We start from the raw sequence: 25683 nt of genomic DNA on the forward strand, positions 1-25683 counted from the left end.
CTCCGCGTGACGCCGGCCTCGTTTCCGGCCTCGTCCCCGGCCTGGCCTGGCCTGGCCCGGCCTCAGCCGCCCAGCCGCCTTAGCCCGCCCCCCAGTCCCCCAGTCCCCCAGTCCCTCGGCCCCCGCCCCCGTCCCCGTCCCTCCTGTCCTCCGTCCCTCTAGTCCCCCCGTCCCCCACCACCACTCCCCGCCCGACCGCCCGCGTCCACCCCCCTCACCTCGACCGTCCCTCGAGTAATGAATTGGCAAAACGCCGGACGCGGTGGAAAGGGTGGAAATGAAGGAGGTCGTTCCGGTGTTGTGCGGGGCGGAGGACGTGGACCGCGCCCTCCGCCTGTCATGTCCGCACGCCAGGCCCCTCTCGCGGAAGGACCGCCGACGTGAGCCAGTACGTGTCCCGGTTCGCCGGCACCCGGCACCGGCACCCGGCAGCGGCCTCCCGGCTCCGGCTGCCGGGCCGCCCCCGGACCCCCCGCCGGGTGGCCATGCTCTCCGTGCACACCTCCCCGCTCCACCAGCCGGGCACCGGTGACGCGGGCGGCATGAACGTCTACATCGTCGAGCTCGCCAAGCGGCTCGCCGCCATCGACATCGAGGTCGAGATCTTCACCCGGGCCACCACCGGCGGCCTCCCGCCGGTGGTCGAGCTGGCGCCCGGCGTCCTGGTGCGGCACGTCGACGCGGGCCCGTACGAGGGCCTCGCCAAGGAGGAGCTGCCGGCCCAGCTCTGCGCCTTCACGCACGGCGTGATGCAGGCGTGGGCGGGCCACCGCCCCGGCCACTACGACCTGGTCCACTCCCACTACTGGCTCTCCGGCCACGTCGGCTGGCTCGCCGCCGAGCGGTGGGGCGTCCCGCTCGTCCACGCCATGCACACCATGGCCAAGGTCAAGAACGCGGCGCTCGCCGAGGGCGACACCCCCGAGCCCGCCGCGCGGGTCATCGGCGAGACCCAGATCGTCGCCGCCGCCGACCGGCTGATCGCCAACACCACCGAGGAGGCCGACGAGCTGGCCCGCTTCTACGACGCGGACCCCGGCAAGATCGCGGTCGTCCACCCCGGGGTCAACCTCGACCGCTTCCGGCCCGCCGACGGCCGCACCGCCGCCCGCGCCCGCCTCGGCCTGCCGGCGGACGCCTTCGTGCCGGTCTTCGCCGGCCGGATCCAGCCCCTCAAGGCCCCGGACATCCTGCTGCGCGCCGCCGCCCAGATGGTGGACCGGGACCCCTCGCTGCGCTCCCGCATGGTGGTGCCGGTGGTCGGCGGCCCCAGCGGCAGCGGCCTCGCCAAGCCGGAGCAGCTCCAGAAGCTCGCCGCCCGGCTCGGCATCGCCGACCTCGTCCGCTTCCACCCGCCGGTGGGCCAGGAGCGGCTCGCCGACTGGTTCCGCGCCGCGTCGGTCCTCGTCATGCCCTCGTACAGCGAGTCCTTCGGCCTGGTCGCGATCGAGGCGCAGGCGGCCGGCACCCCGGTCGTCGCGGCCGCGGTGGGCGGCCTGCCCGTCGCCGTACGGGACGAGCGGACCGGCTTCCTGGTGCGGGGCCACGACCCGGCGGAGTACGCGCGGGTGCTGGACCGTTTCGCCGCCGACCCGGGTCTCACGCTCCGGATGGGCGAGGCCGCGGCACGGCACGCCGAGTCCTTCGGCTGGGACACGGCCGCGTCGGGCACCGCCGACGTGTACACGGCCGCCATGCACGACCACCGGCAGCGCACGCACCACCGTCGCGTACGCTCCCACCATGGCTGACGCTCAGGACGCTCAGGACGTACGGCGGATCGTCGAGGACACCCTCACCGAGGCGGAGCTGGAGTGGGAGAGCCCCGCGCCCGGCTCGTACGTGGTCAAGCTCCCCGGCACCCGCAAGCTGTTCACCACGCTGTCGCTGCGCCTGGGCCGTCACTCCCTCTCCCTGAACGCCTTCGTCGTCCGCCACCCGGACGAGAACGAGGCCGGCGTCCACCGCTGGCTCCTCGAACGGAACCTCAGGCTGTACGGGGTGGGGTACGCGATCGACCCGCTCGGCGACGTCTACCTCGCCGGCAAGCTGCCGCTGGCCGCCGTCACCCCGGAGGAGCTGGACCGGCTGCTCGGCTCGGTCCTGGAGACGGCGGACGGCGACTTCAACACGCTGCTCGAACTCGGCTTCGCGTCGGCCATCCGCCGGGAGTACGCCTGGCGGGTCTCCCGGGGAGAGTCGACGCGGAATCTCGACGCGTTCAGGAACCTGACGCGGGAGCCGGCCGCTTCGGCTCCTTCCGCTGCTCCTTCTGCTCCTTCTGCTCCGGCCGCGCCGGAACGGGACTGACGGTCTCGTCCTCGGCCAGCGCCTTCCGCAGCCGCAGCGCGTAGCCGACGGCGGCGAGGACGCCGACGCCGAAGGTGCCGGCCCACAGGACGTCCGAGCCGGGCCCGTCGACGATCGCGCCGGCGAGGACGGGCGCGACGAAACCGGCGACGGCCCACGACATGCCCATGACCCCCTGGTAGCGGCCGCGGGCGTGCTCGGGCGCGAGCCGGGCGGTGGCGGCGGCGTTCGTCGGCACGTGGACCATCTCGCCGACCGTCCACACGACGACGGTGGCGGCGAAGGCGACGGACGAACCGGCCAGCGCGGTGGCGCCGGTGCCGACGGCGAAGAGCAGCGAGGAGACGGTGAGCAGGGCGACCGGCGAGCGCCGTTCGGTCACCTTGTTGACCAGCAGCTGGAAGCCGACGATCACGACGCCGTTGACGGCGATGACCATGCCGTACGAGGACGGCGGCAGGCCCTGCTCGGCCATGGTCAGCGGCAGGCCGATCCAGGGCGCGGTGAAGACCAGGCAGACCAGCAGGTTGAGCAGCACGAGCGTCCGGAAGGGAGCGTCGCGCAGCACGTCGAGCATCGACACCTTGTCCGCCGGCCCGCTCTCCCCGGCCTCCTTCCCCGCGGCCCGCTCCGGCCGGGTCTCCGGCAGCCGCAGGAAGACGATCACGGCGCAGAGGGTGGTGGCGACGGCGTCGACGAGGAAGAGGGTGCGGTAGCCGAGGAAGGCGGCGGCGCCGCCCGCGATCGAGGCGACGGCGAAGCCGAGGTTGAGGGCCCAGTAGTTGAGGGCGTAGGCGCGGCGCACGTCGTCGGCGGGGACCATGTCGGCGATCGTCGCGTTGATGGAGGGACGGACGGCCTGCATGGCGACGCCCATGAGCAGCACGACGGCGGCCACGCCCCAGGCGCTGGTGACGAAGGCGAGCGCGGCGGCGCAGGAGGCGCCCGCGAGGTGCATGGTGATCATGGTGGGCCGGCGGCCCCAGCGGTCGGTCAGCATGCCGCCGAGCGGGGAGCCGGCGACGCCGCCGAGGCCGTGGAGGGCGACGACGAGACCGGCGAACCAGGCGGAGTACCCGAGCTCGACGGTCAGGTAGTACGAGAGGAAGGTCAGGACGAACGCCCCGGTCCTGTTGACCAAGGTCGACAGCCAGAGCCACCAGAAGCCCTGCGGGAGACCGGAGACGGTGGCGTGTGCCGACCGTCTGAGCGATTCGATGGACATATGAGGTGCTCCCCCCGCGTGCTGTAAGACCCTCCAACAGCTCTCGAAACTTACGCATCTCGGCAGGCGGACGCCAGCGAATTGACGACGCGCGTCAATCGTCAGCGGTCCATTAGGCTCGTACGCATGGCCGACGCACCGTACAAGCTGATCCTCCTCCGCCACGGCGAGAGCGAGTGGAACGAGAAGAATCTGTTCACCGGATGGGTGGACGTGAACCTCACCGCGAAGGGCGAGAAGGAGGCGACGCGCGGCGGCGAGCTGCTCAAGGACGCCGGTCTGCTCCCCGACGTGCTGCACACCTCCCTCCAGAAGCGCGCCATCCGCACCGCCCAGCTCGCGCTGGAGTCCGCGGACCGCCACTGGATCCCGGTCCACCGCTCCTGGCGCCTGAACGAGCGTCACTACGGCGCCCTCCAGGGCAAGGACAAGGCCCAGACCCTCGCCGAGTTCGGCGAGGAGCAGTTCATGCTCTGGCGCCGCTCGTACGACACCCCGCCGCCGGCCCTCGCCGACGACGCCGAGTACTCCCAGGCCGGCGACGCCCGCTACGCGACCATCCCGCCGGAGCTGCGCCCGCAGACCGAGTGCCTCAAGGACGTCGTGGAGCGCATGCTCCCGTACTGGTACGACGGCATCGTCCCGGACCTCCTCGCCGGCCGCACCGTCCTGGTCGCCGCCCACGGCAACAGCCTCCGCGCCCTGGTGAAGCACCTCGACGGCATCTCCGACGCCGACATCGCGGGCCTCAACATCCCCACCGGCATCCCCCTCTCGTACGAGCTCGACGAGAACTTCAAGCCCCTCAACCCCGGCGGCACCTACCTCGACCCGGAGGCCGCCGCGGCCGCCATCGAGGCCGTCAAGAACCAGGGCAAGAAGTAACAGGAACAGTGATCATGCCCCTGACCTGCGCACACGGCGCAGGGCGGGGGCATTTTCGCGCTCTGGGCCCACTCTGGGCCCTGAGCGAAGCGGGACCGGCCGGCGAGGGCTAGGCCACGAACGTGAGCCGGGTCACGAACGCGACCCCGGCCAGGATGCCGAGGCCGACGAGGAGGACCACCAGGCCGAGGAACATGTCCCCCGCCACCTTGCGCGGCGAGGTGCAGAGCGTGAACTTGTCGGCGTCGGACGGGTGGTAGGCGAGAGGGGCGGTCTCGGTGGTGACCTTGCCGGAGATGCCGCGCGTCCGGCCGTGCGGGTCCGTCCACGCGTAGACCGCGCTCCCGCTGTGGCTGGACACCTCGACCCTTTCCACCTCGACGGTGATGCCGTACCGGGGCAGGTACCAGTCCAGGTACGCCATGTGGAGGATCAGCACGCCGAACACGGCGACCCCCAGGCCCAGGGGAGCGAACAGCACGATCACGAGCGCGGCGGCCCATGGCCCGAGGAGTCCGACGACCAGGGCCGAGAGGACCGACACGATGCCGATGCCGACGCCGATCCTGATCATCATCCGCTCCCGCGGATCGTCCTCCGCGTCGGGCACGGTGCGCGCGGACACCGGCGTCGAGCCGTCGACCGTCCCGTCCTCCCCGGCGCGCTCGGGCAGGGAGCACGGTGCCGCGGGAGCCGCGCAGGACGGGTACGGGCGACGAGTTCGACATGCTGAGTCCTTCCTCTGCCGTCCACCCGAAAGCCCCCCGCCGCGGCGCGGTTCCGCTGGTGGGGGGCTTTCTCGGGGGGTGGGTCAGGAGATGTGGTCGTAGGCGGGTTCTCCGGCCAGGACCGGGCTGGAGACGCGGGGCGCGAAGGGCTTGCGGTAGTCGCCGGTGCCGGCGTAGAAGTACGCGGTCTTGTTCGGGCCGTGGGCGAGGAGGTCGGGGCGGCCGTCGTAGTCGGCGTCGCCGATCGCGACGGTGTCGGTGTAGGCGTTCCAGCCGCCGCCGATCTGCTTGCGGGGTGCGAACGTGCCGTCGCCCTTGCCGAGGTACAGCCAGAGGATGCCGTCCTTGTCGCGGGCGATGAGGTCGCCGGCGGCCGCTCCGCCGATGTTGCCGGTGGCGGTGATCTGGTTGTAGACGCCCCAGCCGCCGTTGCCGATCTTCTGGCGCTTGGCGAAGGGGGCGGCGACGCTGCCGGTGCCCTTGTAGAGCCACAGGGCGCCGGCCTTGTCGGTGGCGACCAGGTCGGGCCTGCCGTCACCGTTCAGGTCGCTGCCGCCGGCGAGCCGGGTGTACGTGTTCCAGCCGCCGCCGATCGGCTTGCGGCCCGCGAAGGTCGCCCTGTAGCCGGTGCCGGTCACGTCGTACAGCCAGAGGTAGCCGGCCTTGTCCCGGGCGACGAAGTCGGTGGCGCCGCCGCCGACGCCGCCGAGGGTCTCGATGCGGTCGTAGATCCCCCAGCCGCTGCCGACCCGGTTGGTGCCGAAGTGCGGGACGAGTGTCTTCCTGGCGGGGTCGTACGCGCTGTCGGTGTACCACAGCACGCCCTGCGCGTCACGGGCCATGAGGTCGGGGCGGCCGTCCCAGTCGAGGTCGTGCGCGGCGGAGGCGTTCTTGACGGCCGTGAAGCTTCCGGAGGCCTCCAGGTCCGGGCCGACGCCGTTCTGCGGATGGGCCGTGAAGGACCAGTCGTACGTCCCGGCCAGGGCGTCCCGGCCCATCTGGGACCCTTCCGCGATGTCCGCCCAGGTGATGCCGAAGGTGTTGTCGCCGTAGTAGTACTCGCTGCCGGCCGACTCGCTGTAGAGGTGCAGCGTCTTCGAGAAGGACTTGCCGGTCGCGCGGTGCGTGATCCTCAGGTCGACGTCGGCGTTCTCCCGGGACAGCCGCCACTTGAGGGGTGCCGGGGAGGCGACGTCGAACGGCTTGGGGATCTGCGCGCCGAGGTAGCGGAGCTCCACCGGCTTCCCGGTGGTGGCGACCAGCCGCGCGGTCGGCCTGCCGTCCGCGCCGAGGGAGACCCGGAAGAGCCCGTCTCCCTGGCCGACGGAACCGCCGCGCACGTACAGCGTGTCGCCGGGGCCCGGCCGGACGCTGGTGACGTAGTCGACGAGCTTGATCGTCTCGCCGGTGGTCAGCGACTTCGCCGTGAACGGGGTCACCGGCCGGGAGTCCCCCGTCCCATCGCCCTCCAGTCGTCCCGGGGTCCCGTACATCGCCCACGAGCCCAGCAGGCCCACGGCCATGGACTCGCCCTCGTACAGGCGGAAGTCGGTCACGGACTCGACGCCCGTGGCACGGTTCACCGTGTAGTACTTGCCCCCCTCCTCCGACCAGGCCAGGTGCGTGGCGGAGAGCGCGCTGTCGGAGACGAAGTACGCCTTGGTCGCGTGGGTGGAGACCACCTTGGCGGCGGCGAGGTCCACGACGGCGTACTCCTTGCGCCACGTGTCCCCGCTCTTCAGGTAGTACGCGACGAGCACCTCGCCGTCGCGGGCGGGTGTCGCGATGATGCTCGACATCCCGGCCGGGAGGCCCACGATCGTCCGCTGCGTCAGCGTGTCGCCGGTGCGGGTGACCAGGCGCAGCTCCGGGGAGCCGTCCGCCTGCTTCATCTGCGCCAGGACCGAGTTCGCGGAGACGGCCTTCACGTAGGTGCCGCTCAGCGGGCCGAGGTCGATGGTGACGGTCGAGCCGCCGGCGGCCATGTCGTGGAGCGTCACCTTCAGGGAGCGGGTGAGGTTCTGCCCCCGGCCGGTCATGATGACGTCCGTCCCGGTGGCGTCGGCCACCGGGTCGGCGAGCTTGGTGGTGGATCCGTCCGCGTACCGGGTCCACTGGTACGTCCACACGCGGTCCACGAGCGCGTAGCTGAGGAAGCCGGACTGTCCGGCCGCGGCGAGGTACCCGTGTACCGGGAACGCGACGGGCGCCGCCTGCGTGCCCGTCCCGGCCGTCACGGCGGCGGGCGGCGGCGCGGCGGTGGCCGGGACGGACAGGACGCCCGCGCCGAGCGTGGCGGCGAGGACCGTGGTGATCGCGGTGGACACACCCCGGCGGGTCGTGGATCTGTACATCTCAGGTTCCTCCCCGGGAAATCGGAACGACGCCCGACGTTGCCGACGCCGTTCCCTGAGACTCCCGCCCGCACCGAAGGGTTGTACGGGGGTCAGTGCTCCTGGGCTCCGCCCGCCGCCTCGTCGCAGGCGCGGTCGCGGAAGTCGTCGAGGGAGGAGACGCGGATCTCGTCGTCGAGGGTGTAGCGGACCTGGCCGGGCTTCAGGCGGGCCAGGTCCTCCGGGGTGAAGCTGACGGGGGCGGCCGACCAGGAGCCGTCCTCGGTCCAGCCGGCGAGGCGGTAGCTGCGGCCCTTCTCCAGGCGGGCGGTCCGGGTCTCCGGGGTCCAGCGCTCCGCCTCCGGGGCGCCCGCGGTCTGCATCAGGGGCCAGGAGGTGAAGCCGGTGACCGGGCCGTCGTGGCGCCAGTCGCCGGTGACCTCCCGGGACTCCTTCGGCACGTCGTCGGGGTAGAGCATCGCCCCGTCCACGTGGTCGTGGCACATCAGGAGGACGCCGAGCGGGGTGCCGTCCTCCGCCACCGACACGCCCGCGAGGCCGGCCGGGGTCGTCGCGCAGCCCGTGAGCAGCAGGGCGGCGGTACCGGCCGCTGCCGCCGTCAGGAGGGTCGCTCGCGCGGAGGGCATGGCCGTAATTCTGTCGGGCCGAGGGGCGGCCTGCCCAGGGGGTGACCGGCGGTAATTCGAGGTGGGCCGGGGCGGGACGGCGATACCGTCCTGTCCATGACACGATCGCCGCGCCTGGAGCCGGTCACCCCCGCCACCGTGGACGCCGCCCTCGCCCTGCGGGTCCACCCCCATCAGGAGAGGAACGTCGCGCCCGTCGCGACGTCGCTCGCCGAGGCGTACGCCCACGGGGACACCGCCTGGCCCCGCCTGGTCTTCGACGGCGACCGGCTCGTCGGCTTCCTCATGGCCTTCCTCGACATCGTCTGGAACGAGGAGAAGGACCCCGACGACCGGCGCAGCGGACTGTGGCGGCTGAACGTCTCCGCCGACGCGCAGGGCGAGGGGTACGGACGCTTCGCCGTCGACGCCGTCGCCGAGGAGCTGCGCCGCAGGGGGACCCGTCGGATGTACGTGACCTGGGAGCCCGGCGAGGACGGGCCCGGCGCGTTCTACCGCCGGCTCGGGTTCCGCACCACGGGGGAGGAGAGCGGCGGGCAGGTCGTCGGCGTCCTGGAGCTGTGAGCTGTGAGCTGTGAACTCTGAGCTCTGAGCTGTAAGGAGAGAGGAGAGGGGGAGGGGGCTCCTGCGAGACCCCCTCCCCCCGTACGTCAGCCCGAGCAGCCGCCGCACTGGCACGGCGCGCCCGACTGGCAGCCGCAGCCGCAGCCGGAGCCGCAGCCGCAGGCGCCCAGGACCGGCAGGTGCGTCCGCTCGTGCGCGGCCTGCGCCGCCGTCTCGGTCGTGATGGGGGAATCGGCCATGGGGTCCCTCCCTGACGGGACGCGGATCGTCCCTCGTCCCCCATTCCATGCCCGCCCGGACCGGCGCATCAACGGCGCACGGAAGCCCCGTGCGCCCGGGCGCCCTCGCCGTACGCCTTACGCGCCCTCGACCGGGGTGTCCTGCGGCTGCAGCTCGTCCGCGTGCTCACCCGTCACCAGGTAGACGACGCGCTTCGCCACCGACACCGCGTGGTCGGCGAACCGCTCGTAGTACCGGCCCAGCAGCGTCACGTCCACGGCCGTCTCGATGCCGTGCTTCCACCGGTCGTCCATCAGGTGCTGGAAGAGCGCCCGGTGCAGCAGGTCCATCTCGTCGTCGTCCTGCTCCAGCTGCATCGCCAGGTCGACGTCCTTGGTGATGATGACCTCGGCGGCCTTGGCCATCAGGCGCTGCGCCAGCTGGCCCATCTGGAGGATGGTCGCGTGCAGGTCGTTGGGGACCGCGCGGTCCGGGAAGCGCAGCCGGGTCAGCTTGGCCACGTGCTGGGCCAGGTCGCCGGAGCGCTCCAGGTCGGCGCTCATCCGCAGCGAGGTGACCACGATCCGCAGGTCCGTCGCCACCGGCTGCTGGCGCGCGAGCAGGGCGATCGCCCGCGCCTCCAGGTCGTGCTGGAGGTCGTCGACCTTCTGGTCCGCGGCGATCACGCTCTCCGCGAGCTTCAGGTCCGCGTCGAGCATCGCCGTGGTGGCGCGCCCGATCGCCGATCCGACCAGGCGGGCCATCTCGACCAGGCCCTCGCCGATCGAATCAAGTTCCTCGTGGTACGCGTCCCGCATGGATGTCCCTCTCTCCGGGAGTGCCTCTTCTTCAGGGGCCGCTCTGGACCCCCACGCTCCCACGTTCGACCCCCTGTGCGTCCGGCTCCGACCCCTCGTATGAACCAGTTCTGGCCTGAAGGTGAACTCTGGGCGACGTGGGTCCCTGCCCCTTCCAGGGCAAGTGAACCGCCCCGGTCTCCAGGGTGAACTCTGAGCGACGAGTGTTCGAGCAGGCACTCGGACGGCTGGGAGGGAGTCCGTGACCACGCATAACCTGGATGGCATGGACGTGAACGCGGCGGTCGCCGCATTGGCCGCGATCGCCGGCGTGTGCACCGGCGTGATCGCCATGCTGGCGTTCCGCTGGAGCGAACGCGACCAGGCGCGACCCACCCGTACCTCCCTGCACACCGACGCCGTGCTGCCGCCCGGCGTCGACACCGTGCTCTCCGTGCTGCGCTCCTCCGCGGTCGTGCTCGACGAGAGCGACTCCGTGGTGAAGGCCAGCTCGGCGGCGTACGCCCTCGGGCTCGTCCGCGGCGGGAAGCTGGCCGTGGAGCCGATGCTCAACATGGCCCGCGACACCCGCAGGGACGGGGAGATACGCCAGGTCGAGCTGGACCTGCCCCGGCGCGGCGGCGGACGCGGCGAGGCCCTCGCGGTCTCGGCGCGGGTGGCCCCGCTGGGTTCGCGGCTCGTGCTGCTCCTGGTCGAGGACCTCACGGAGGCCCGTCGTATCGAAGCGGTACGGCGCGACTTCGTCGCGAACGTGAGCCACGAGCTGAAGACCCCGGTCGGGGCGCTCTCGCTGCTCTCCGAGGCCGTCATGGACGCCTCGGACGACCCCGAGGCCGTCATGCGTTTCGCGGGCCGGATGCAGATCGAGGCGACCCGGCTGACCAACCTGGTCCAGGAGCTCATCGACCTCTCGCGGGTGCAGAACGACGACCCGCTGGAGGACTCCGAGCCGGTGTCCGTGGACGAGCTGGTCGCCGAGGCGATCGACCGCTCGCGGCACCCGGCCTCCACCAAGCAGATCACGATGGTCTCGAACGTCTGGGCGCCCGAAGGGCACGAACAGGGGGGTGGCGGGAGACGCGAGGGCGGCTCCGCGGACCTGTTCGTCTGGGGCAGCCGCGGCCAGCTCGCCGCGGCCCTCGGCAACCTCGTCGAGAACGCCGTCAACTACTCGCCGGCCCGGACCCGCGTGGGCATCGCCGCCCGCCGCGTCGCGGCACCCGGCGGGGACCTCATCGAGATAGCCGTGACCGACCAGGGCATCGGCATCCCGGAGAAGGACCGCGAGCGGATCTTCGAGCGCTTCTACCGCGTCGACCCGGCACGCTCGCGTGCCACCGGCGGTACGGGGCTCGGGCTCGCGATCGTCAAGCACGTGGCCGCCTCGCACGGCGGAGAGGTCACGGTGTGGAGCACCGAGGGTCAGGGCTCCACCTTCACCCTGCGGCTGCCCGAGGCGGGCTCCGCACGGGACCGCCGGACCGCCGCCTCCCTCACCCCCGATCTCATGACCGAACCGCTTCCTGCACCGGAGGTCCTTCCGTGACCCGAGTCCTTGTCGTCGAGGATGAGGAATCCTTCAGCGACGCCCTGTCGTACATGCTCCGCAAGGAGGGCTTCGAGGTCGCCGTGGCGGCGACCGGGCCCGACGGCCTCGACGAGTTCGAGCGCAACGGAGCGGACCTCGTCCTCCTCGACCTGATGCTGCCGGGCCTGCCCGGCACGGAGGTCTGCCGGCAGCTGCGGGGGCGCTCCAACGTCCCGGTCATCATGGTGACCGCGAAGGACAGCGAGATCGACAAGGTCGTCGGCCTGGAGATAGGAGCCGACGACTACGTGACCAAGCCCTTCTCCTCGCGCGAGCTGGTCGCCCGCATCCGCGCGGTGCTGCGCCGTCGCGGCGAGCCGGAGGAGGTCACCCCGGCGGCCCTGGAGGCCGGCCCGGTCCGCATGGACGTCGACCGCCACGTGGTGACGGTCGGCGGCGGCAAGATCGACCTCCCCCTGAAGGAGTTCGACCTCCTGGAGATGCTGCTCCGCAACGCGGGCCGCGTCCTCACCCGCATGCAGCTCATCGACCGGGTCTGGGGCGCCGACTACGTGGGCGACACCAAGACCCTCGACGTCCACGTCAAGCGCCTCCGCGCCAAGATCGAACCGGACCCGGGCGCCCCCCGCTACCTGGTCACGGTCCGGGGCCTGGGCTACAAGTTCGAGCCGTAGAGAGTCGCCGGTACGCCGAGAGGGGCGCCCCCGTCGGGGGCGCCCCTCTCGTATGTCTTGCGTCCTACGGTGTGGCTCAGTGGCCGGCCGCGGGGCCGGCGCCGCTGCCCTCGGTGCCGTGCTCGCCGGACTCCGCGTGCTCGCCGGCCTCGGCCGAGGCGCTCTCGGTGGGCTTGGCGCCGGGCGGGAGGGGCACCTCGGACGGGCCGAAGTCCTTGAAGTAGCTCGTCGACGGGACGACGAACGCCTCCAGGGAGACGTCGCCGGTCTCGCTGAGCGTGAAGACGACCTTCTGCGCGTCGCCGTTCTTCGCGGCCTCGCTGCCGTCGGCGATGGTGGCGGTGGCGTTGCCCTCGCCGCCGATGACGACCGAGCCGCCGGCGGGGACCACGACCGGGCCGGAGCCCTTCGCGGACTTCAGGACGACCGCGGCGTTGCTGCCCGGCAGGCTGATCGACTGCAGCGTCTGCGGGGCGCGGCCGTTGTTGAAGACGGTGGCCGAGACGACGGCCGGGCCCTTGACGCCGGGCGTCGGCTGGGTGATGACGATCGCGTTCTGGATCTTGACGTCGTCCACCGTGACGGCGGCGTTGTCCGGCCGGACGCCGAGCGTCTGGGCGTCGTTGCCGGCACCGCAGGCGGACAGCGCGGCGATCGAGAACACGATGGCGGTGGCGGCGAGAGCGCCGCGTCGAAGGCTGCGGCTCACGGCGGCGGCAACTCCTAGGACGTACGGACTACGGACGGAAACGGCTAAGGCCCAGCTAAAGGCGCGTCAGCGCGCTTAGGTTACCGACCCTGACTCTCCGTCCCGCACCCGACCCGCCCCTTAGCGCCCGCCGCCCCGCCGGCGGGCGCTGTGGGAGACGCCCGCGCGCGGTTCGCGCGTGGCCGGAACACATCGCATTGGCCCGGCGTTCACATAACCGACGTGATCAATTCGGGGGCGGCGTCGCATTCCGCATGCCTCCCCTTACGGAAAAGCACGACCGGTTCGCCCGCTGATCAATTCGGGAATCCCGGCATGATCCCTCCGTACGGGTGGTCGATCCTCGAACGGAGTACGTGAAGAGGCCCACTCCTGACCGGATGAAACGGGACATAGTGCCCTCCCGGGCAGGTCCCGGATGTGTGTAACGTGCGCGTTTCTCTCCGTCGACGCAGCCGCTCCGACCTGCGAATACCGCCTTCCGGAAGCCCTCCGCAGCATGCGGGCGAGGCACTTGTCAAGCCCTGAGATATGCCCTGACCTGCGGAAACGCCATTCAGAAGAAGCCGTTTCCGTGTTACCCTGGATAGCCACGGAAGGGGTACCTGTCACATGACGTTCAAGGTTGGCGACACCGTGGTCTATCCCCATCACGGGGCCGCGCTGATCGAGGCCATCGAAACTCGCCAGATCAAAGGCGTGGACAAGACCTACTTGGTGCTCAAGGTCGCGCAGGGCGACCTGACGGTTCGCGTGCCGGCGGACAACGCGGAGTTCGTAGGCGTGCGCGACGTTGTCGGGCAGGACGGGCTGGACCGGGTCTTCGAGGTGCTGCGCGCGCCGTACGCCGAGGAGCCGACGAACTGGTCCCGCCGCTACAAGGCGAACCTCGAGAAGCTCGCCTCCGGCGATGTCATCAAGGTCGCCGAAGTGGTCCGCGACCTCTGGCGCCGCGAGCGCGAGCGCGGTCTCTCCGCAGGTGAGAAGCGCATGCTCGCCAAGGCTCGCCAGATCCTGGTGAGCGAGCTGGCACTCGCCGAGAACACCAACGAGGACAAGGCCGAGGCCCTCCTCGACGAGGTGCTCGCGTCCTGACCCATGGCTCACGCCATGCCGGGAAGCGATCCCAGCAGCAATGCCGCGGTGCCCGCTGACGCGCTGTGAATCCCACGATTCCACAGTGCCGTCGCCGGGCACTGCGGCATGTTCGTCTCTTCCTTTCCCTCCCCTGAGCTCCGTGCGAGCTCCAGGCCTGCAGCATGGCGACGCCTCGACCGTCGTCACGGAAAGGGCCCGGTCGAGGCGTCGCATCTCAGCCTGCTGACGCCATACCCACGTCGCCCGCGGAAACAAACCTGCCGGAGTGCAACCGATGTCAGACGAAGTGCGTCCTCCTCGTACCGCCGTGGTGATCCCGGCCGCAGGACGGGGCGTACGCCTCGGCCCGGGCGCCCCCAAAGCGCTGCGCGCGCTGAACGGCACCCCCATGCTCGTCCACGCCGTCCGCGCGATGGCCGCCTCCCGCGCGGTCCGGCTCGTCGTCGTGGTCGCCCCCGCCGACGGCGTCGCCGAGGTCAAGCACCTCCTCGACGACCACGCCCTGCCCGAGAGGACCGACTACCTCGTCGTCGCCGGCGGCGACACCCGCCAGGAGTCCGTCCACCTCGGCCTCAAGGCGGTCCCCGACGACGTCTCCATCGTCCTCGTCCACGACGCCGCCCGGCCCCTCGTCCCCGTCGACACCGTCGACGCCGTCATCGAGGCCGTCCGCGACGGCGCCGTCGCCGTCGTCCCCGCGCTGCCCGTCGCCGACACCGTCAAGGAGGTCGAGCCGGCCACCGAGCCCGGCGGCCCCGAGCAGGTCGTCGCCACCCCGGTCCGCGCCCGCCTCCGCGCCGTCCAGACCCCCCAGGGCTTCGACCGCGCCACCCTCGTCGACGCCCACGCCACCGTCGCCCTCGCCGGCGAGGGCGCCACCGACGACGCCGGCATGGTCGAGAAGCTCGGCGCCCCCGTCGTCGTCGTCCCCGGCCACGAAGAGGCCTTCAAGGTGACCCGCCCCCTCGACCTCGTCCTCGCCGAGGCCGTACTCGCCCGCAGGAGGGCCAACGATGGCTTCTGACCCCACCGGCCGACCCGTCATCCCCCGCACCGGCATCGGCACCGACGTGCACGCCTTCGAGGAGGGCCGCGAGCTCTGGTGCGCCGGCCTCCTCTGGGAGGACGAGCAGTACGGCCTCGCCGGCCACTCCGACGGCGACGTCGCCGCCCACGCCGCCTGCGACGCCCTCTTCTCCGCCGCCGGCATCGGCGACCTCGGCGCCCACTTCGGCACCTCGCGCCCCGAGTGGGCCGGCGCCTCCGGCACCACCCTGCTCGCCGAGGCCGCCCGGATCGTGCGCGCCGAGGGGTACGAGATCGGCAACATCGCCGTCCAGGTCGTCGGCGTCCGCCCCAAGGTCGGCAAGCGCCGCGACGAGGCCCAGAAGGCGCTGAGCGAGGCCGCCGGCGCCCCCGTCTCCGTCTCCGGCACCACCACCGACGGCCTCGGGCTCACCGGCCGCGCCGAGGGCCTCGCCGCCCTCGCGACCGCCCTGGTGTACCCCGTATCGCGCTAGCCCGGGGGAAAAACGTGCCCCGGGACCGGGAATCGGTCGCGGGGCACCACCACACGCCCACTACCCTGGACCCGTGACTATTCGCCTGTACGACACCAGCGCGCGGCAGATCCGTGACTTCACCCCGCTCACGCCGGGCCGCGTCTCGATCTACCTCTGTGGCGCCACCGTGCAGGCGGCCCCGCACATCGGCCACATCCGGTCGGGGCTGAACTTCGACATCATGCGCCGCTGGTTCGCCTACCGCGGCTACGACGTCACGTTCATCCGCAACGTCACCGACATCGACGACAAGATCATCGCCAAGGGCAGGGACCAGAACCGCCCCTGGTGGTCGATCGGGTACGACAACGAGCGCGCGTTCAACGCCGGCTACGAGGCCCTCGGCTGCCTGCCGCCCACCTACGAGCCCCGCGCCACCGGCCACGTGCCCGAGATGATCGAGATGATGCGCGGCCTCATCGAGCGCGGCCACGCCTACGAGGCCGACGGCAGCGTCTACTTCGACGTGCGCTCCTTCCCCGGCTACCTGGAGCTCTCCAACCAGGACCTGGACGATCTCCGCCAGCCCGACGAGGGCGTCTCCGGCAAGCGCGACCCCCGCGACTTCGCCATGTGGAAGGCGACCAAGCCCGGCGAGCCCGACTGGGAGACCCCGTGGGGCCGCGGCCGTCCCGGCTGGCACCTGGAGTGCTCGGCCATGGCCCACAAGTACCTGGGCTCCGCCTTCGACATCCACGGCGGCGGCCTCGACCTGATCTTCCCGCACCACGAGAACGAGATCGCCCAGGCCAAGGCCTTCGGCGACGAGTTCGCCCGCTACTGGGTGCACAACGCCTGGGTCACCATGAGCGGCGAGAAGATGTCGAAGTCGCTCGGCAACTCGGTCCTCGTGAGCGAGATGGTGAAGAACTGGCGCCCCATCGTCCTGCGCTACTACCTGGGCACCCCGCACTACCGCTCGATGATCGAGTACAGCGAGGAGTCCCTGCGCGAGGCCGAGGCCGCCTTCGGCCGCATCGAGGGCTTCGTCCAGCGCGCCACCGAGAAGGCCGGCCGGACCGTCCCGCCCGCCGCCGAGGTGCCGCCGGCCTTCGCCGAGGCCATGGACGACGACCTGGGCGTCCCGCACGCGCTGGCGATCATCCACACCACCGTCCGCCAGGGCAACAGCGCGCTCGGCGCCGACGACAAGGACGAGGCCATCGCCCGCCTCGCCGAGGTCCGCGCCATGCTCGGCGTCCTCGGCCTGGACCCGCTCGACCCCCAGTGGGCCGACGAGTCCGGCGGCGGCGAGGAGCTCCACGGCGTCGTCGACACCCTCGTCCGGCTCGTGCTCCAGCAGCGCGAGGCCGCCCGCGAGCGCAAGGACTGGGGCACGGCGGACGCGATCCGCGACCAGCTCACCCAGTCCGGCCTGGCGATCGAGGACAGCCCCGACGGCCCCCGCTGGACCATCGCCAACCGATAGAACACCCCGAAGACGTGCCGCCCGGAGCCCCGGGCGGCACACTTCACTTAAAGACTTCCGCACGTACGCCAGAGGAACAGGTAGCAGTCATGGCCGGGAACAGCCAGCGCAGGGGACGTCGCACGTCCAACAAGAAGGGCGCGACGGTCGGCAGCGGTGGCAAGCGACGCCGCTCCCTGGAGGGTAAGGGCCCGACGCCCAAGGCCGAGGACCGCAAGGGCCACAAGGCCTTCCGCGTCTCCAACGCGATGGCCAGGAACGCGGCCAAGCGCAAGCCCGTGGCACGCCGCGGCGGCAAGGGCCAGTCGGAGATGGTCGTCGGCCGCAACCCGGTCTTCGAGGCGCTGCGCGACGGAGTGCCCGCCACCACCCTCTACGTCCAGCAGTTCATCGACAACGACGAGCGCGTGCGCGAGGCCCTCAACCTCGCCACCGGACGCGGCAACATCAACATCATGGAGGCGCCGCGCCCCGAGCTGGACCGGATGACCAACGGCCTGAACCACCAGGGCCTCGTCCTCCAGGTCCCGCCGTACGAGTACGCGCACCCCGAGGACCTCGCGGCGGCCGCCTACGACGAGCACGAGGACCCGCTGATCGTCGCCCTCGACGGCGTCACCGACCCGCGGAACCTCGGCGCAGTCGTCCGCTCCGTCTCCGCCTTCGGCGGCCACGGCGTCGTCGTCCCCGAGCGGCGCGCCGCCGGCATGACCGCCGGTGCCTGGAAGACCTCGGCCGGCACCGCCGCCCGCACCCCGGTCGCCCGCGCCACCAACCTCACCCGCTGCCTGCAGGAGTACCAGAAGGCCGGTCTCACGGTCGTCGGCCTCTCCGCGGACGGCGACACCGAGGTCCACGAGCTGGAGGCGCTCTCCGGCCCGGTCGTCATCGTGGTCGGCTCCGAGGGCAAGGGCCTCTCCCGCCTCGTCGGCGAGAACTGCGACTTCCTCGTCCGCATCCCGATGCCCGGCGGCGCCGAGTCCCTCAACGCCGGTGTCGCCGCCGGCGTCGTGCTGTACGAGGCGGCCCGCCGCCGCATGGCCTGAGCGCGGCCGGTACGGCCTGACGGGCGGCTCAGCCCGTCAGGCCGGCCAGCCGGGCCCGGGTGACCGCACCTGGGGTCGCCCCGGCGCGATCAGTCTCGGGCGGGGGTGACCCGAAGGCGAAGACGCCTGCGGTGAAGGCATGTGAGAGCATCGCTCGCCATGGCGCGAGGGGAGCCAGGCCGGCACGTTCCCAACCCTGATGGCCGAGGACGCTCCATGACGGCCGTGGGGCCCGCCGAGGGTATCGGTCCGAGGTCACCGGCTCGATCCGTTCAGGGGCGAGCCCGGCCAGGGCGAAGGCCTCCCGGGCGAGCGCGTACCAGGTGGCCCGGCCCGACGCGGTGCCGTGGTACACACCGGGGTGCGCGGTGCCGGTCGCTGCGGCTCGCCCGAGTTCCACCAGCCGTGTGGCCAGCGCGTGACTCCACGTGGGTTGTCCCGTCTGGTCATCGACGACTTCCAACACCTCCCGGTCAGCCGCCAGGCGGAGGACGGTGTCGACGAAATTGGGGCCGTGCGCACCGTAGAGCCAGGCGGTGCGCACGGTGTACCCGTGGTCGGGCAGGACCGTGTGCAGCATTCGTTCCCCCGCGAGTTTGGTGCGACCGTAGGCGTTGGCCGGCGACGGCACGGCCCCCTCGGCCCAGGGCAGCGTGGTGGCACCGGAGAACACGTAGTCCGTGGAGATGTGCAGCAGTCGGGACCTGTGCCGGGCGCAGGCGACCGCGAGGTGGCGCACCCCCGTGGCATTGACGGCGAAGGCAGCGGCCTCGTCGGCTTCCGCGCCGTCCACGTCGGTCCAGGCTGCCGTGTTGATCACCAGATCGTGTTCTGCCACCGCGTCCAGCACCCCGGCGGCGTCCGTGATGTCGAGCTTGCCGCGGCCGAGTGCGGTGACCTCGGCCTCCCCGGCCTGACGGAGCGCTGTGACCATGTCCCGGCCGAGCATTCCGGTCGCGCCGGTGACCAGCCATCGCGTCATCTGGTGAACCCCGCTCGGGTGAGGAGCGGTTCCCACCAGCCCCGGTTCTCCTGGTACCACCGGACGGTATCGGCGAGCCCGTCCGTAAAGGGAACCACGGGCCGGTAGCCGAGTTCCTCGCGGATCCGTGTGCTGTCCAGGGAATAGCGTGCGTCGTGTCCCTTTCGGTCGGAGACGAACTCGACGCTTTCCCAGCCGGCACCGCACGCATCGAGCAGGAGCCCTGTCAGTTCCTTGTTCGTCAACTCCGTTCCGCCACCGATGTGATAGACCGCTCCGGCCCTGCCGTGGTGGAGGACCAGGTCGATGCCGGCACAGTGATCCGAGACGTGGAGCCAGTCTCGAACGTTGCTGCCGTCACCGTAGAGCGGGATCTTTCGCCCTTCCATGAGCCGCGTGATGGCCAGCGGTATCAATTTCTCGGGGAACTGATAGCGGCCGTAGTTGTTCGAGCACCGGGTGATCACCACGTCCATCCCGTGGCTGTGGTGTTCAGCCAGAGCCATGAGGTCGGAGCTCGCTTTGCTGGCGGCGTAAGGAGAATGGGGTGACAGGGGCTGACGCTCGGTCCATGAGCCCCGTGCGATGGACCCGTACACCTCGTCGGTGGAGACGTGCACGAAACGGTCCACTCGGTGCCTGCGGGCGCTCTCCAGCAACGTCTGCGTTCCGAGCACGTTGGTGGTGACGAAATCGCGAGCACCCATCAGAGAACGGTCCACGTGGGATTCGGCGGCGAAGTGCACCACCGCGTCGTGACCGGAGACCACCGCATCGACGAGCTCGGCGTCCGTGACGTCACCGTGCACGAAGGTCAGTCCGGGGTGATCGGCGACGGGCTTCAGATTGGACAGGCTCCCGGAGTAGGTCAGCTTGTCCAGAACCGTGACCTGGATGCCGGCAGGGGAGAGCAGCGATCCGGAGAGCGTGGAGCGGACGAAGTGCGACCCGATGAATCCGGCGCCACCTGTGACGAGAATTTTCATGAGACCTCCGTGCCCGGCCCATCCGTGGCTGAGTCTGGTGGGGGTGTGCTCCTTCTCCGCGTGAGGGAGAGGCAGCCCTCGTAACTGGGCAGCAGCCCTCGGTGGAGCAGGTCGGAGAGCGGAGGGGCAGACCGGTCGCGCTCGGACCGTATGGCCTTCCGAGACGGCCAAGGGAGGGCGAGTTCCGCGTCGAAGGCGTTGACGCAGTGTTCGCGCTCCGGCTCGAACGGGCGGGATACCAGATAGCTGACGGTCGCGGTCTCGGTGAGCGCGAAGAATCCGTGCCCCAAGCCCTCGGGGACGTAGACCGCTTCCCGTCGGATGTCGTCGAGCTCGACGGCTGCCCATCGACCGAACATGGGAGAACCCACCCGCAGGTCGACGACGACGTCGAGCACCGCGCCCCGGACACACGTCACGTATTTGGCCTGCCCGTACGGCACTTCCGCGAAATGGATCCCTCGGATCGTGCCTCGCGCAGACGTCGACAGGTTCCCCTGGACCATGGGTGCGGCGGGGTGCCCCAGCGCCTCGGCGATGAGATCGGGGCGGTACCACTCCAGGAAGAGGCCGCGTTCATCGGAATGATGACGGGGTGTCACTCGAAGAGCGCCAGGGATGCCGAGCTCACTGATGTGCACGGATGCTCCCCTCGCCTCGGTCGAGAAGACTGAGCAGGTACTCTCCGTATCCGTTGCCGGTCAGAGGCGCCGCGAGGCGTGCCAGCTGATCGTCGTCAATTCGGCCCAAGCGCCAGGCTGTTTCCTCCACGCAGCCGATTTTGATCCCCTGGCGCTCCTCGACGCCCCGGACGAACTCCGAGGCGTGGGTGAGCGCGGCGAAGGTTCCTGCGTCCATCCAGGCGGTGTCTCGGTCGAACACGGTGACGTGGAGCTCGCCGCGCTCCAGGTAGGAGGTATTGACATCCGTGATCTCCAACTCGCCGCGAGGACTCGGCGTGAGCGAGCGGGCGATATCGATCACTTGGTTGTCGTAGAAATACAGGCCGGGGACGGCGTAGTGCGATCTGGGGTGGCCGGGCTTCTCCTCCAGTGACACCGGATTCCCGCCTCCGTCCAACTCGATCACCGCGTAGGGCTGCGGCTGTGGAACGACGCAGGCGAAAATGTGGCCGCCCTTTACGGGGGTGCTGTGCGCCATGTGTCGAGCGAGGCCAGGCCCATGGAAGATGTTGTCGCCCAGTATGAGAGCGACGGGTCCGTCACCGATGAACTTCTCCCCTACCAGGAAAGCCTGGGCCAGACCACCGGGGTGGTTCTGGACCGCGTACTCGATGTCGATCCCCAGGTGATGTCCACTGCCAAGGAGTCGCTGGAACTGTTCCTGACTCGACGGGGCGGTGATGATCAACACCTCGCTCACGCCGGCCATGAGGAGTGTGGAGAGCGGATAGTAGATCATGGGTTTGTCGAAGACGGGTATGAGTTGCTTCGACACTGCTTTGGTCGCGGGCCATAACCGAGATCCGGTGCCGCCGGCAAGTATGATTCCACGCATTCCGGTGCCGTTTCCTCCGTCGGAAGTCGCTGGGCGCCGAGGGGCCGGGCGCGGCCGGCTGCGGCATGCAGTCCGGGATGTCGTGCCGCTGCCCTCGGCTCGCATTCATCAGCCCACAAACCGAACTGATGCCACATCAGTGAACAGCAGTTCCCTTGGGCGCGTCACCCCGCCGTCGGCGATCTTGACGGGTCTCGGACATTTCCCGACTGTCAAGGCAGTGTCCTAACCCCGCGTCACTCGGTTAGATGAGTGTGGACACCAGAACGCCCCGGCCGGGGTTCGACGATCAGCCGGCGCTGAGCATGGTCAAGGTGGATTCCGATCCCGCCCAGGTGATCGTGAACCACGCCAGCTTCCGGGTGCGGCTCGCGCCTGCCCAGCCGCCGAGGTCCGCCGCGAACGCGCGCCTGGCCGGCCTCTCCGGCGTCGGCGGCGCGGGCGCGCCGCGGCGCCGCCCCGTCGTGTGGACCGGGAAGGCGACGCCGGGCGCCACCGGGCTCCTCCAGGCCGTGCGCGAGGCCGAGGCCGCCCCCGGCGCCGCGGTCTCCACGCTGGAGCCGACCACCCAGACCATCCCGCGCATCGACGACACGATGCCCACCCCCGTCGTGCCCGCCGCGGCCGCCGCCCCCCTGCTGCCGCCGATGCGGCGCGCCGAGGGCGCCTACGACGAGGTGTACGACCTGCGGCCCGATCCGGAGCCGTACGACGAGGGCCGGGCGGGCGCCGCCGCGGCGGGGGTCCGGCACGCCTACTACCCGGGCCGCCGGATGAACCTCGGCGTGGTGCTCCTCCCGCTCCGCGTCTTCCTCGGCTTCATCTCCGTCTACGCCGGCATGGGCAAGCTCTGCGACCCCGTCTACTTCGACGGCGGCGAGCGCGGCTCCATGGTCAAGTGGCTGACCCAGCTGCACCCGTGGCCGCTCGCCGAGCCGCTGCGGGACTTCGCGCTCCAGCACCCGGTCGGCGCCGGACTCACCGTCGCCTTCCTCCAGGTCGTCGTCGGCGTCCTCACCGTCCTCGGCCTCTGGCAGCGGGCCGCCGCCGTCGTCGGCGCGCTGCTGTCGGCCGCGCTCATCCTCACCGTCAGCTGGCGGACCGTGCCCGTCTACGACGCGCCCGACATCATCTACCTGGCCGCCTGGTCGCCGCTGATCATCGCCGGCGCCCCCGTCTACTCCGTCGACGCCCGTCTGGCCGGCGAGGCCTGGCGGACCCTCGGCCCGCGCGCCGAACTGTGGCAGCTGCGCCGCCGCGTGGTGCGCCGCTCGACCCTCTTCGCCTCCATCGTCGTCGGCCTCACGCTGCTGATCGGCTCGGTCCTCGGCGGGGCCGTCCGCTCCACCGAGATGGTGACCGTGCCGGGCCCGAACGACGACCCGATCAACCACCTGCCGGGCCAGCCGCTCCCCACCGAGCCGGAGCGGCGCCGCACCCCGTCGGAGTCGCCGCGCGGCGACCGCCCGGAGCCGTCGGCGTCGACGAGCACCGAGGCCCGCGAGGAGGCGGAGGAGACCCAGGAGGCGACCCGGCCGGCCGAGACGGGCAGCGGCAGCTCCGCGCCGACGCAGGAGACCCTGCCGACGGCCCCGCGCACCACCGGCGGGACGACCAGCGGCAGCTCCTCGCCGACCCAGTCCAAGCCCGCGCCGCCGCCGTCCACCAGCGACACCCCGAGCACCACGGGCGGGACGACCGGCTCCGGCTCCACCGGTTCGACGAGCGAGCAGCCGCCGACCGAGGAGGCCACGACCGGCGGCGACGCGCCGAAGAACCCGATCGGCGGCCTGCTGGGCTGAGCCCGGGGCCGTACGCGTACGGGAGAGGCGGCACCGTCCGGAGGGACGGTGCCGCCTCTCCCGTACGGCGTGTCAGTGGCTCTGGGCGGCGAGCTCCTTCGCGGCCTCCGTGAGGTCCTTCGCGGTGTCGATGGCCCTCCAGTACGCCCCCTGGGGCAGCGGGAAGCCGGCCAGGCGCCGCTCGCGGGCGAGGCGGGGGAAGGTGGTCCGCTCGTGGTCGCCGAGATCGGGGAGGAGCTCGGTGAAGGCGGGGGAGAAGACGTACACGCCGGCGTTGATGAGGAACGGCGACGGCGGGGCCTCGACGAAGTCGGTGATGTGCCCGAAGGTGTCGGTCTCGACGGCGCCCCACGGGATGCGGGGGCGGGCCAGGGCGAGGGTGGCGGTGGCGTCGCGCTCGTCGTGGAAGGCGGCCATCTCGCGCAGCGAGAAGCGGGTCCAGATGTCGCCGTTGGTGGCGTACCACGGCCGGTCCGGCGCGGGCAGGTGCGCGGCGGCGTACTTGAGGCCGCCGCCGCGGCCCAGCGGCTCGGTCTCGACGACCGTGGTCACCTTGAGCGGGAGGTCGGCCGAGTCCAGCCACTCCTGGAGGACCTCGGCGAGATGACCGCAGGAGACGACGGCGTCGGTGACGCCCTCGGCGGCCAGCCAGGACAGCTGATGGCCGATGATCGGGGTCCCGGTGCCCGGGATCTCGACCATCGGCTTGGGGCGGTCGTCGGTGTAGGGGCGCAGCCGCGAGCCCTGGCCGCCCGCCAGGACCACGGCCTGCGTCGGAGTGGTGTGCATACGGGGAACGATAGGTGCCCCGCGGGCGCGGACGCGGGGAGCGCGCTCAGGCCGTCGCGCGCATCACGCCGGTCGCGTACGCGGTGTCGCAGACCGGGCGGGAGAAGGCCTGGGCGCGGGCCGGGCCGTAGTGCTCGACGGCGGCGCGGCCCAGCGCGCGGGCGATCGACACGCAGTGCTCGGCGAGCGAGGGGCGGTTCTCCACCTCGCGCTGGAGGTGGGTGAGGGCGACGCCGGGGTCCTTCTCCTGGAGCTCGGCGAGGAGCCGGTCGCGCAGGACGTCCTGCGGGGCGCGGGACTTGGCGCGGGTGGAGACGTCCGCCGACGAGGCGGTCAGCATCCGGCCTTCGGCGTCCTGGCCGGCCCACGGGACGGCGGACACCGCGAGCGTTCCCGACAGGACCAGGACGACGGGCAGGACGAGGGCGAGGGAGCGGCCGATTCGGCGGGCAGTGTGCGTCACGCAGGCGAGCGTAGCGGCCGGTAGTGATATGGCGACATTTAGTCACTCTCGCGAGGGATGGTTCGACGCGGCTTTTCGAATTCCGTGTTGACGCGGGGTGGTGGGGCGGGCCCCGAATGCCGGGGTTTTCCGGGGTAAGACCGCTTATCGGCGGGGCGATCCCGTTTAAACGAACGACCCCGCATCCGCCAGGGATACGGGGCCGTTCGCCACGGGCCGTTTCCGGCCCGGCGGGTCACTCGCTGATGCGCTGCTCCGTGGACTTGGAGAAGACGTGCAGCTCGCCGGCGCGCGGGACGACGTGCAGCGTGGAGCCCTTGGCGGGGATCTCGCGGCCGCCGACGCGGATGACGATGTCCTTGTCCTCGCCGCCGACGCGGGTGGAGCCGTAGACGAAGCCGTCGGAGCCGAGCTCCTCGACGACGTTGACGGTCACGGCCACGCCGTCCTTGCTGGTGGCGCCGGAGACGTCGAAGTGCTCCGGGCGGACGCCGACGACGACGGTGGTGTCGCCGTTGGCGGCGGCGGTGGCGAGCGCGTCACGGGAGACCGGGACGACGCTGTTGCCGAACTTCACGCCGCCCTCGGTGATCGGGACCTCGATCAGGTTCATGGCGGGGGAGCCGATGAAGCCGGCGACGAAGAGGTTCGCGGGCCGGTCGTACATGTTGCGCGGGGTGTCGACCTGCTGGAGCAGACCGTCCTTGAGGACGGCGACGCGGTCGCCCATGGTGAGCGCCTCGGTCTGGTCGTGCGTCACGTAGACCGTCGTGATGCCGAGGCGGCGCTGGAGGCCCGCGATCTGCGTACGGGTCGAGACGCGGAGCTTGGCGTCGAGGTTCGACAGCGGCTCGTCCATGAGGAAGACCTGCGGCTCGCGGACGATCGCGCGGCCCATGGCGACGCGCTGGCGCTGACCGCCGGAGAGCGCCTTCGGCTTGCGGTCGAGGTACTCGGTGAGGTCGAGGATCTTCGCGGCCTCCTCGACCTTGGCGCGGATCTCGGCCTTGTTGACGCCGGCGATCTTGAGCGCGAAGCCCATGTTGTCGGCGACGGTCATGTGCGGGTACAGCGCGTAGTTCTGGAACACCATGGCGATGTCCCGGTCCTTCGGCGGCAGGTGGGTGACGTCGCGGTCACCGATGCGGATGGCGCCCGCGTTCACGTCCTCCAGGCCGGCGAGCATGCGCAGCGAGGTGGACTTGCCGCAGCCCGAGGGACCGACGAGGACGAGGAACTCGCCGTCCGCGATCTCGATGTCGAGCTGGTTGACGGAGGGCTTGGTGGCACCCGGGTAGATGCGGGTCGCCTTGTCGAAAGTGACGGAAGCCATGGTGATGTGTCCCT

26 protein-coding genes are annotated in these 25683 nt (G+C 71.3%); 12 read left to right on the top strand and 14 right to left on the bottom strand.

Going from position 1 to position 25683, the window contains the following annotated elements; translation table 11 throughout:
• The first annotated feature begins 380 nt into the window (after positions 1–380).
• Together mshA and ABZ621_RS24415 are read left to right on the top strand one after the other, a co-directional pair.
• Positions 381–1751: a D-inositol-3-phosphate glycosyltransferase gene (gene mshA / locus ABZ621_RS24410; protein WP_360607934.1), complete on the top strand. Its 1371-nt coding sequence runs from the start codon at positions 381–383 to the stop codon at positions 1749–1751.
• Positions 1744–2310 carry a YbjN domain-containing protein gene (locus tag ABZ621_RS24415; protein WP_360607936.1) on the top strand — a complete coding sequence of 189 codons (567 nt, stop codon included), beginning with the start codon at positions 1744–1746 and terminating at the stop codon, positions 2308–2310. The genes mshA and ABZ621_RS24415 overlap by 8 nt, the downstream gene beginning before the upstream one ends.
• Here the strand turns inward: ABZ621_RS24415 and ABZ621_RS24420 are convergent.
• Positions 2222–3535, bottom strand: a complete 1314-nt coding sequence (locus ABZ621_RS24420) for an MFS transporter (protein WP_360607938.1) — start codon at positions 3533–3535, stop codon at positions 2222–2224. The genes ABZ621_RS24415 and ABZ621_RS24420 overlap by 89 nt on opposite strands.
• Before the next feature lie 126 nt (positions 3536–3661).
• Here ABZ621_RS24420 and ABZ621_RS24425 point away from each other — a divergent pair, with 126 nt between their 5' ends.
• On the top strand, positions 3662–4420 hold the full coding sequence (locus ABZ621_RS24425) for a phosphoglyceromutase (RefSeq protein WP_360308299.1): 759 nt from the start codon (positions 3662–3664) through the stop codon (positions 4418–4420).
• 109 nt (positions 4421–4529) lie between these two features.
• On the opposite strand, the gene ABZ621_RS24430 is transcribed toward ABZ621_RS24425, so the two are convergent.
• From ABZ621_RS24430 to ABZ621_RS24440, 3 genes are all read right to left on the bottom strand, one after another.
• Complete coding sequence (locus ABZ621_RS24430) at positions 4530–5045, bottom strand: hypothetical protein (protein WP_360607940.1); 516 nt, start codon at positions 5043–5045, stop codon at positions 4530–4532.
• Between the two features lie 186 nt (positions 5046–5231).
• On the bottom strand, positions 5232–7502 hold the full coding sequence (locus tag ABZ621_RS24435; protein WP_360607942.1) for a VCBS repeat-containing protein: 2271 nt from the start codon (positions 7500–7502) through the stop codon (positions 5232–5234).
• 92 nt (positions 7503–7594) lie between these two features.
• Positions 7595–8128 (bottom strand): hypothetical protein, encoded by a 534-nt coding sequence (locus ABZ621_RS24440; protein WP_360607944.1) that lies wholly within the window; start codon positions 8126–8128, stop codon positions 7595–7597.
• 96 nt (positions 8129–8224) lie between these two features.
• On the opposite strand from ABZ621_RS24440, the gene ABZ621_RS24445 reads away from it, so the two are divergent.
• Positions 8225–8692 (top strand): GNAT family N-acetyltransferase, encoded by a 468-nt coding sequence (locus ABZ621_RS24445; protein WP_360607946.1) that lies wholly within the window; start codon positions 8225–8227, stop codon positions 8690–8692.
• Between the two features lie 86 nt (positions 8693–8778).
• Here the strand turns inward: ABZ621_RS24445 and ABZ621_RS24450 are convergent, their stop codons facing one another.
• Both ABZ621_RS24450 and phoU read right to left on the bottom strand, forming a co-directional pair.
• Positions 8779–8931: a hypothetical protein gene (locus ABZ621_RS24450; protein ID WP_360607948.1), complete on the bottom strand. Its 153-nt coding sequence runs from the start codon at positions 8929–8931 to the stop codon at positions 8779–8781.
• 117 nt (positions 8932–9048) lie between these two features.
• Positions 9049–9729 (bottom strand): phosphate signaling complex protein PhoU, encoded by a 681-nt coding sequence (gene phoU / locus ABZ621_RS24455; RefSeq protein ID WP_031009786.1) that lies wholly within the window; start codon positions 9727–9729, stop codon positions 9049–9051.
• Between the two features lie 265 nt (positions 9730–9994).
• Between phoU and ABZ621_RS24460 the strand changes: the two genes are divergently transcribed.
• Together ABZ621_RS24460 and ABZ621_RS24465 are read left to right on the top strand one after the other, a co-directional pair.
• The gene (locus ABZ621_RS24460; protein ID WP_360607950.1) at positions 9995–11275 is read left to right on the top strand and encodes an ATP-binding protein; all 1281 of its coding nucleotides are present in this window, start codon (positions 9995–9997) and stop codon (positions 11273–11275) included.
• Positions 11272–11952: a response regulator transcription factor gene (locus ABZ621_RS24465; protein ID WP_043226173.1), complete on the top strand. Its 681-nt coding sequence runs from the start codon at positions 11272–11274 to the stop codon at positions 11950–11952. Before ABZ621_RS24460 ends, ABZ621_RS24465 begins: the two co-directional genes overlap by 4 nt.
• Positions 11953–12028: 76 nt before the next feature.
• Here the strand turns inward: ABZ621_RS24465 and ABZ621_RS24470 are convergent, their stop codons facing one another.
• Complete coding sequence (locus ABZ621_RS24470) at positions 12029–12661, bottom strand: DUF461 domain-containing protein (protein ID WP_360607952.1); 633 nt, start codon at positions 12659–12661, stop codon at positions 12029–12031.
• 612 nt (positions 12662–13273) lie between these two features.
• Here ABZ621_RS24470 and ABZ621_RS24475 point away from each other — a divergent pair.
• The 5 genes from ABZ621_RS24475 (at position 13274) to rlmB (ending at position 17796) form a co-directional block, all read left to right on the top strand.
• Positions 13274–13756 carry a CarD family transcriptional regulator gene (locus ABZ621_RS24475; RefSeq protein WP_003953493.1) on the top strand — a complete coding sequence of 161 codons (483 nt, stop codon included), beginning with the start codon at positions 13274–13276 and terminating at the stop codon, positions 13754–13756.
• A gap of 277 nt (positions 13757–14033) precedes the next feature.
• Positions 14034–14783: a 2-C-methyl-D-erythritol 4-phosphate cytidylyltransferase gene (gene ispD / locus ABZ621_RS24480; RefSeq protein ID WP_360607954.1), complete on the top strand. Its 750-nt coding sequence runs from the start codon at positions 14034–14036 to the stop codon at positions 14781–14783.
• On the top strand, positions 14773–15279 hold the full coding sequence (gene ispF / locus ABZ621_RS24485) for a 2-C-methyl-D-erythritol 2,4-cyclodiphosphate synthase (RefSeq protein ID WP_360607956.1): 507 nt from the start codon (positions 14773–14775) through the stop codon (positions 15277–15279). Before ispD ends, ispF begins: the two co-directional genes overlap by 11 nt.
• A gap of 73 nt (positions 15280–15352) precedes the next feature.
• A complete protein-coding gene (gene cysS, locus ABZ621_RS24490; RefSeq protein WP_360607958.1) occupies positions 15353–16750 on the top strand; it encodes a cysteine--tRNA ligase in 1398 nt (465 codons plus the stop codon).
• An 89-nt stretch (positions 16751–16839) separates the two neighbouring features.
• A complete protein-coding gene (gene rlmB / locus ABZ621_RS24495) occupies positions 16840–17796 on the top strand; it encodes a 23S rRNA (guanosine(2251)-2'-O)-methyltransferase RlmB (RefSeq protein ID WP_360607960.1) in 957 nt (318 codons plus the stop codon).
• Between the two features lie 28 nt (positions 17797–17824).
• Here the strand turns inward: rlmB and rfbD are convergent, their stop codons facing one another.
• Genes rfbD through rfbA form a run of 4 tightly spaced genes read right to left on the bottom strand, consistent with a single transcriptional unit; the run spans position 17825 to position 21282 of the window.
• The gene (gene rfbD / locus ABZ621_RS24500) at positions 17825–18778 is read right to left on the bottom strand and encodes a dTDP-4-dehydrorhamnose reductase (RefSeq protein WP_360607962.1); all 954 of its coding nucleotides are present in this window, start codon (positions 18776–18778) and stop codon (positions 17825–17827) included.
• Positions 18775–19764 (bottom strand): dTDP-glucose 4,6-dehydratase, encoded by a 990-nt coding sequence (gene rfbB / locus ABZ621_RS24505; protein ID WP_360607964.1) that lies wholly within the window; start codon positions 19762–19764, stop codon positions 18775–18777. The genes rfbD and rfbB overlap by 4 nt, the downstream gene beginning before the upstream one ends.
• Positions 19761–20405: a dTDP-4-dehydrorhamnose 3,5-epimerase family protein gene (locus ABZ621_RS24510; protein WP_360607966.1), complete on the bottom strand. Its 645-nt coding sequence runs from the start codon at positions 20403–20405 to the stop codon at positions 19761–19763. Before ABZ621_RS24510 ends, rfbB begins: the two co-directional genes overlap by 4 nt.
• Positions 20392–21282: a glucose-1-phosphate thymidylyltransferase RfbA gene (gene rfbA, locus ABZ621_RS24515; RefSeq protein ID WP_360607968.1), complete on the bottom strand. Its 891-nt coding sequence runs from the start codon at positions 21280–21282 to the stop codon at positions 20392–20394. The genes ABZ621_RS24510 and rfbA overlap by 14 nt, the downstream gene beginning before the upstream one ends.
• A 248-nt stretch (positions 21283–21530) precedes the next feature.
• Here rfbA and ABZ621_RS24520 point away from each other — a divergent pair, with 248 nt between their 5' ends.
• Positions 21531–23084, top strand: a complete 1554-nt coding sequence (locus ABZ621_RS24520) for a DoxX family membrane protein (protein ID WP_360607970.1) — start codon at positions 21531–21533, stop codon at positions 23082–23084.
• 72 nt (positions 23085–23156) lie between these two features.
• Here ABZ621_RS24520 and ABZ621_RS24525 read toward each other — a convergent pair whose 3' ends face one another.
• The 3 genes from ABZ621_RS24525 to ugpC all read right to left on the bottom strand — a co-directional run bounded on the left by ABZ621_RS24525 (position 23157) and on the right by ugpC (position 25669).
• Entirely contained in the window at positions 23157–23873 is a 717-nt protein-coding gene (locus tag ABZ621_RS24525) for a nucleotidyltransferase family protein (RefSeq protein WP_360607972.1), read from the bottom strand.
• 46 nt (positions 23874–23919) lie between these two features.
• Positions 23920–24336 carry a hypothetical protein gene (locus ABZ621_RS24530; protein WP_360607973.1) on the bottom strand — a complete coding sequence of 139 codons (417 nt, stop codon included), beginning with the start codon at positions 24334–24336 and terminating at the stop codon, positions 23920–23922.
• Between the two features lie 235 nt (positions 24337–24571).
• Positions 24572–25669: a sn-glycerol-3-phosphate ABC transporter ATP-binding protein UgpC gene (gene ugpC / locus ABZ621_RS24535; protein WP_360607975.1), complete on the bottom strand. Its 1098-nt coding sequence runs from the start codon at positions 25667–25669 to the stop codon at positions 24572–24574.
• Between the last annotated feature and the right edge of the window lie 14 nt (positions 25670–25683).

Origin of the sequence: Streptomyces sp. NPDC007863, from assembly GCF_040633895.1 — a bacterium.
In the GTDB taxonomy this organism is placed as follows: Bacteria; Actinomycetota; Actinomycetes; order Streptomycetales; family Streptomycetaceae; genus Streptomyces.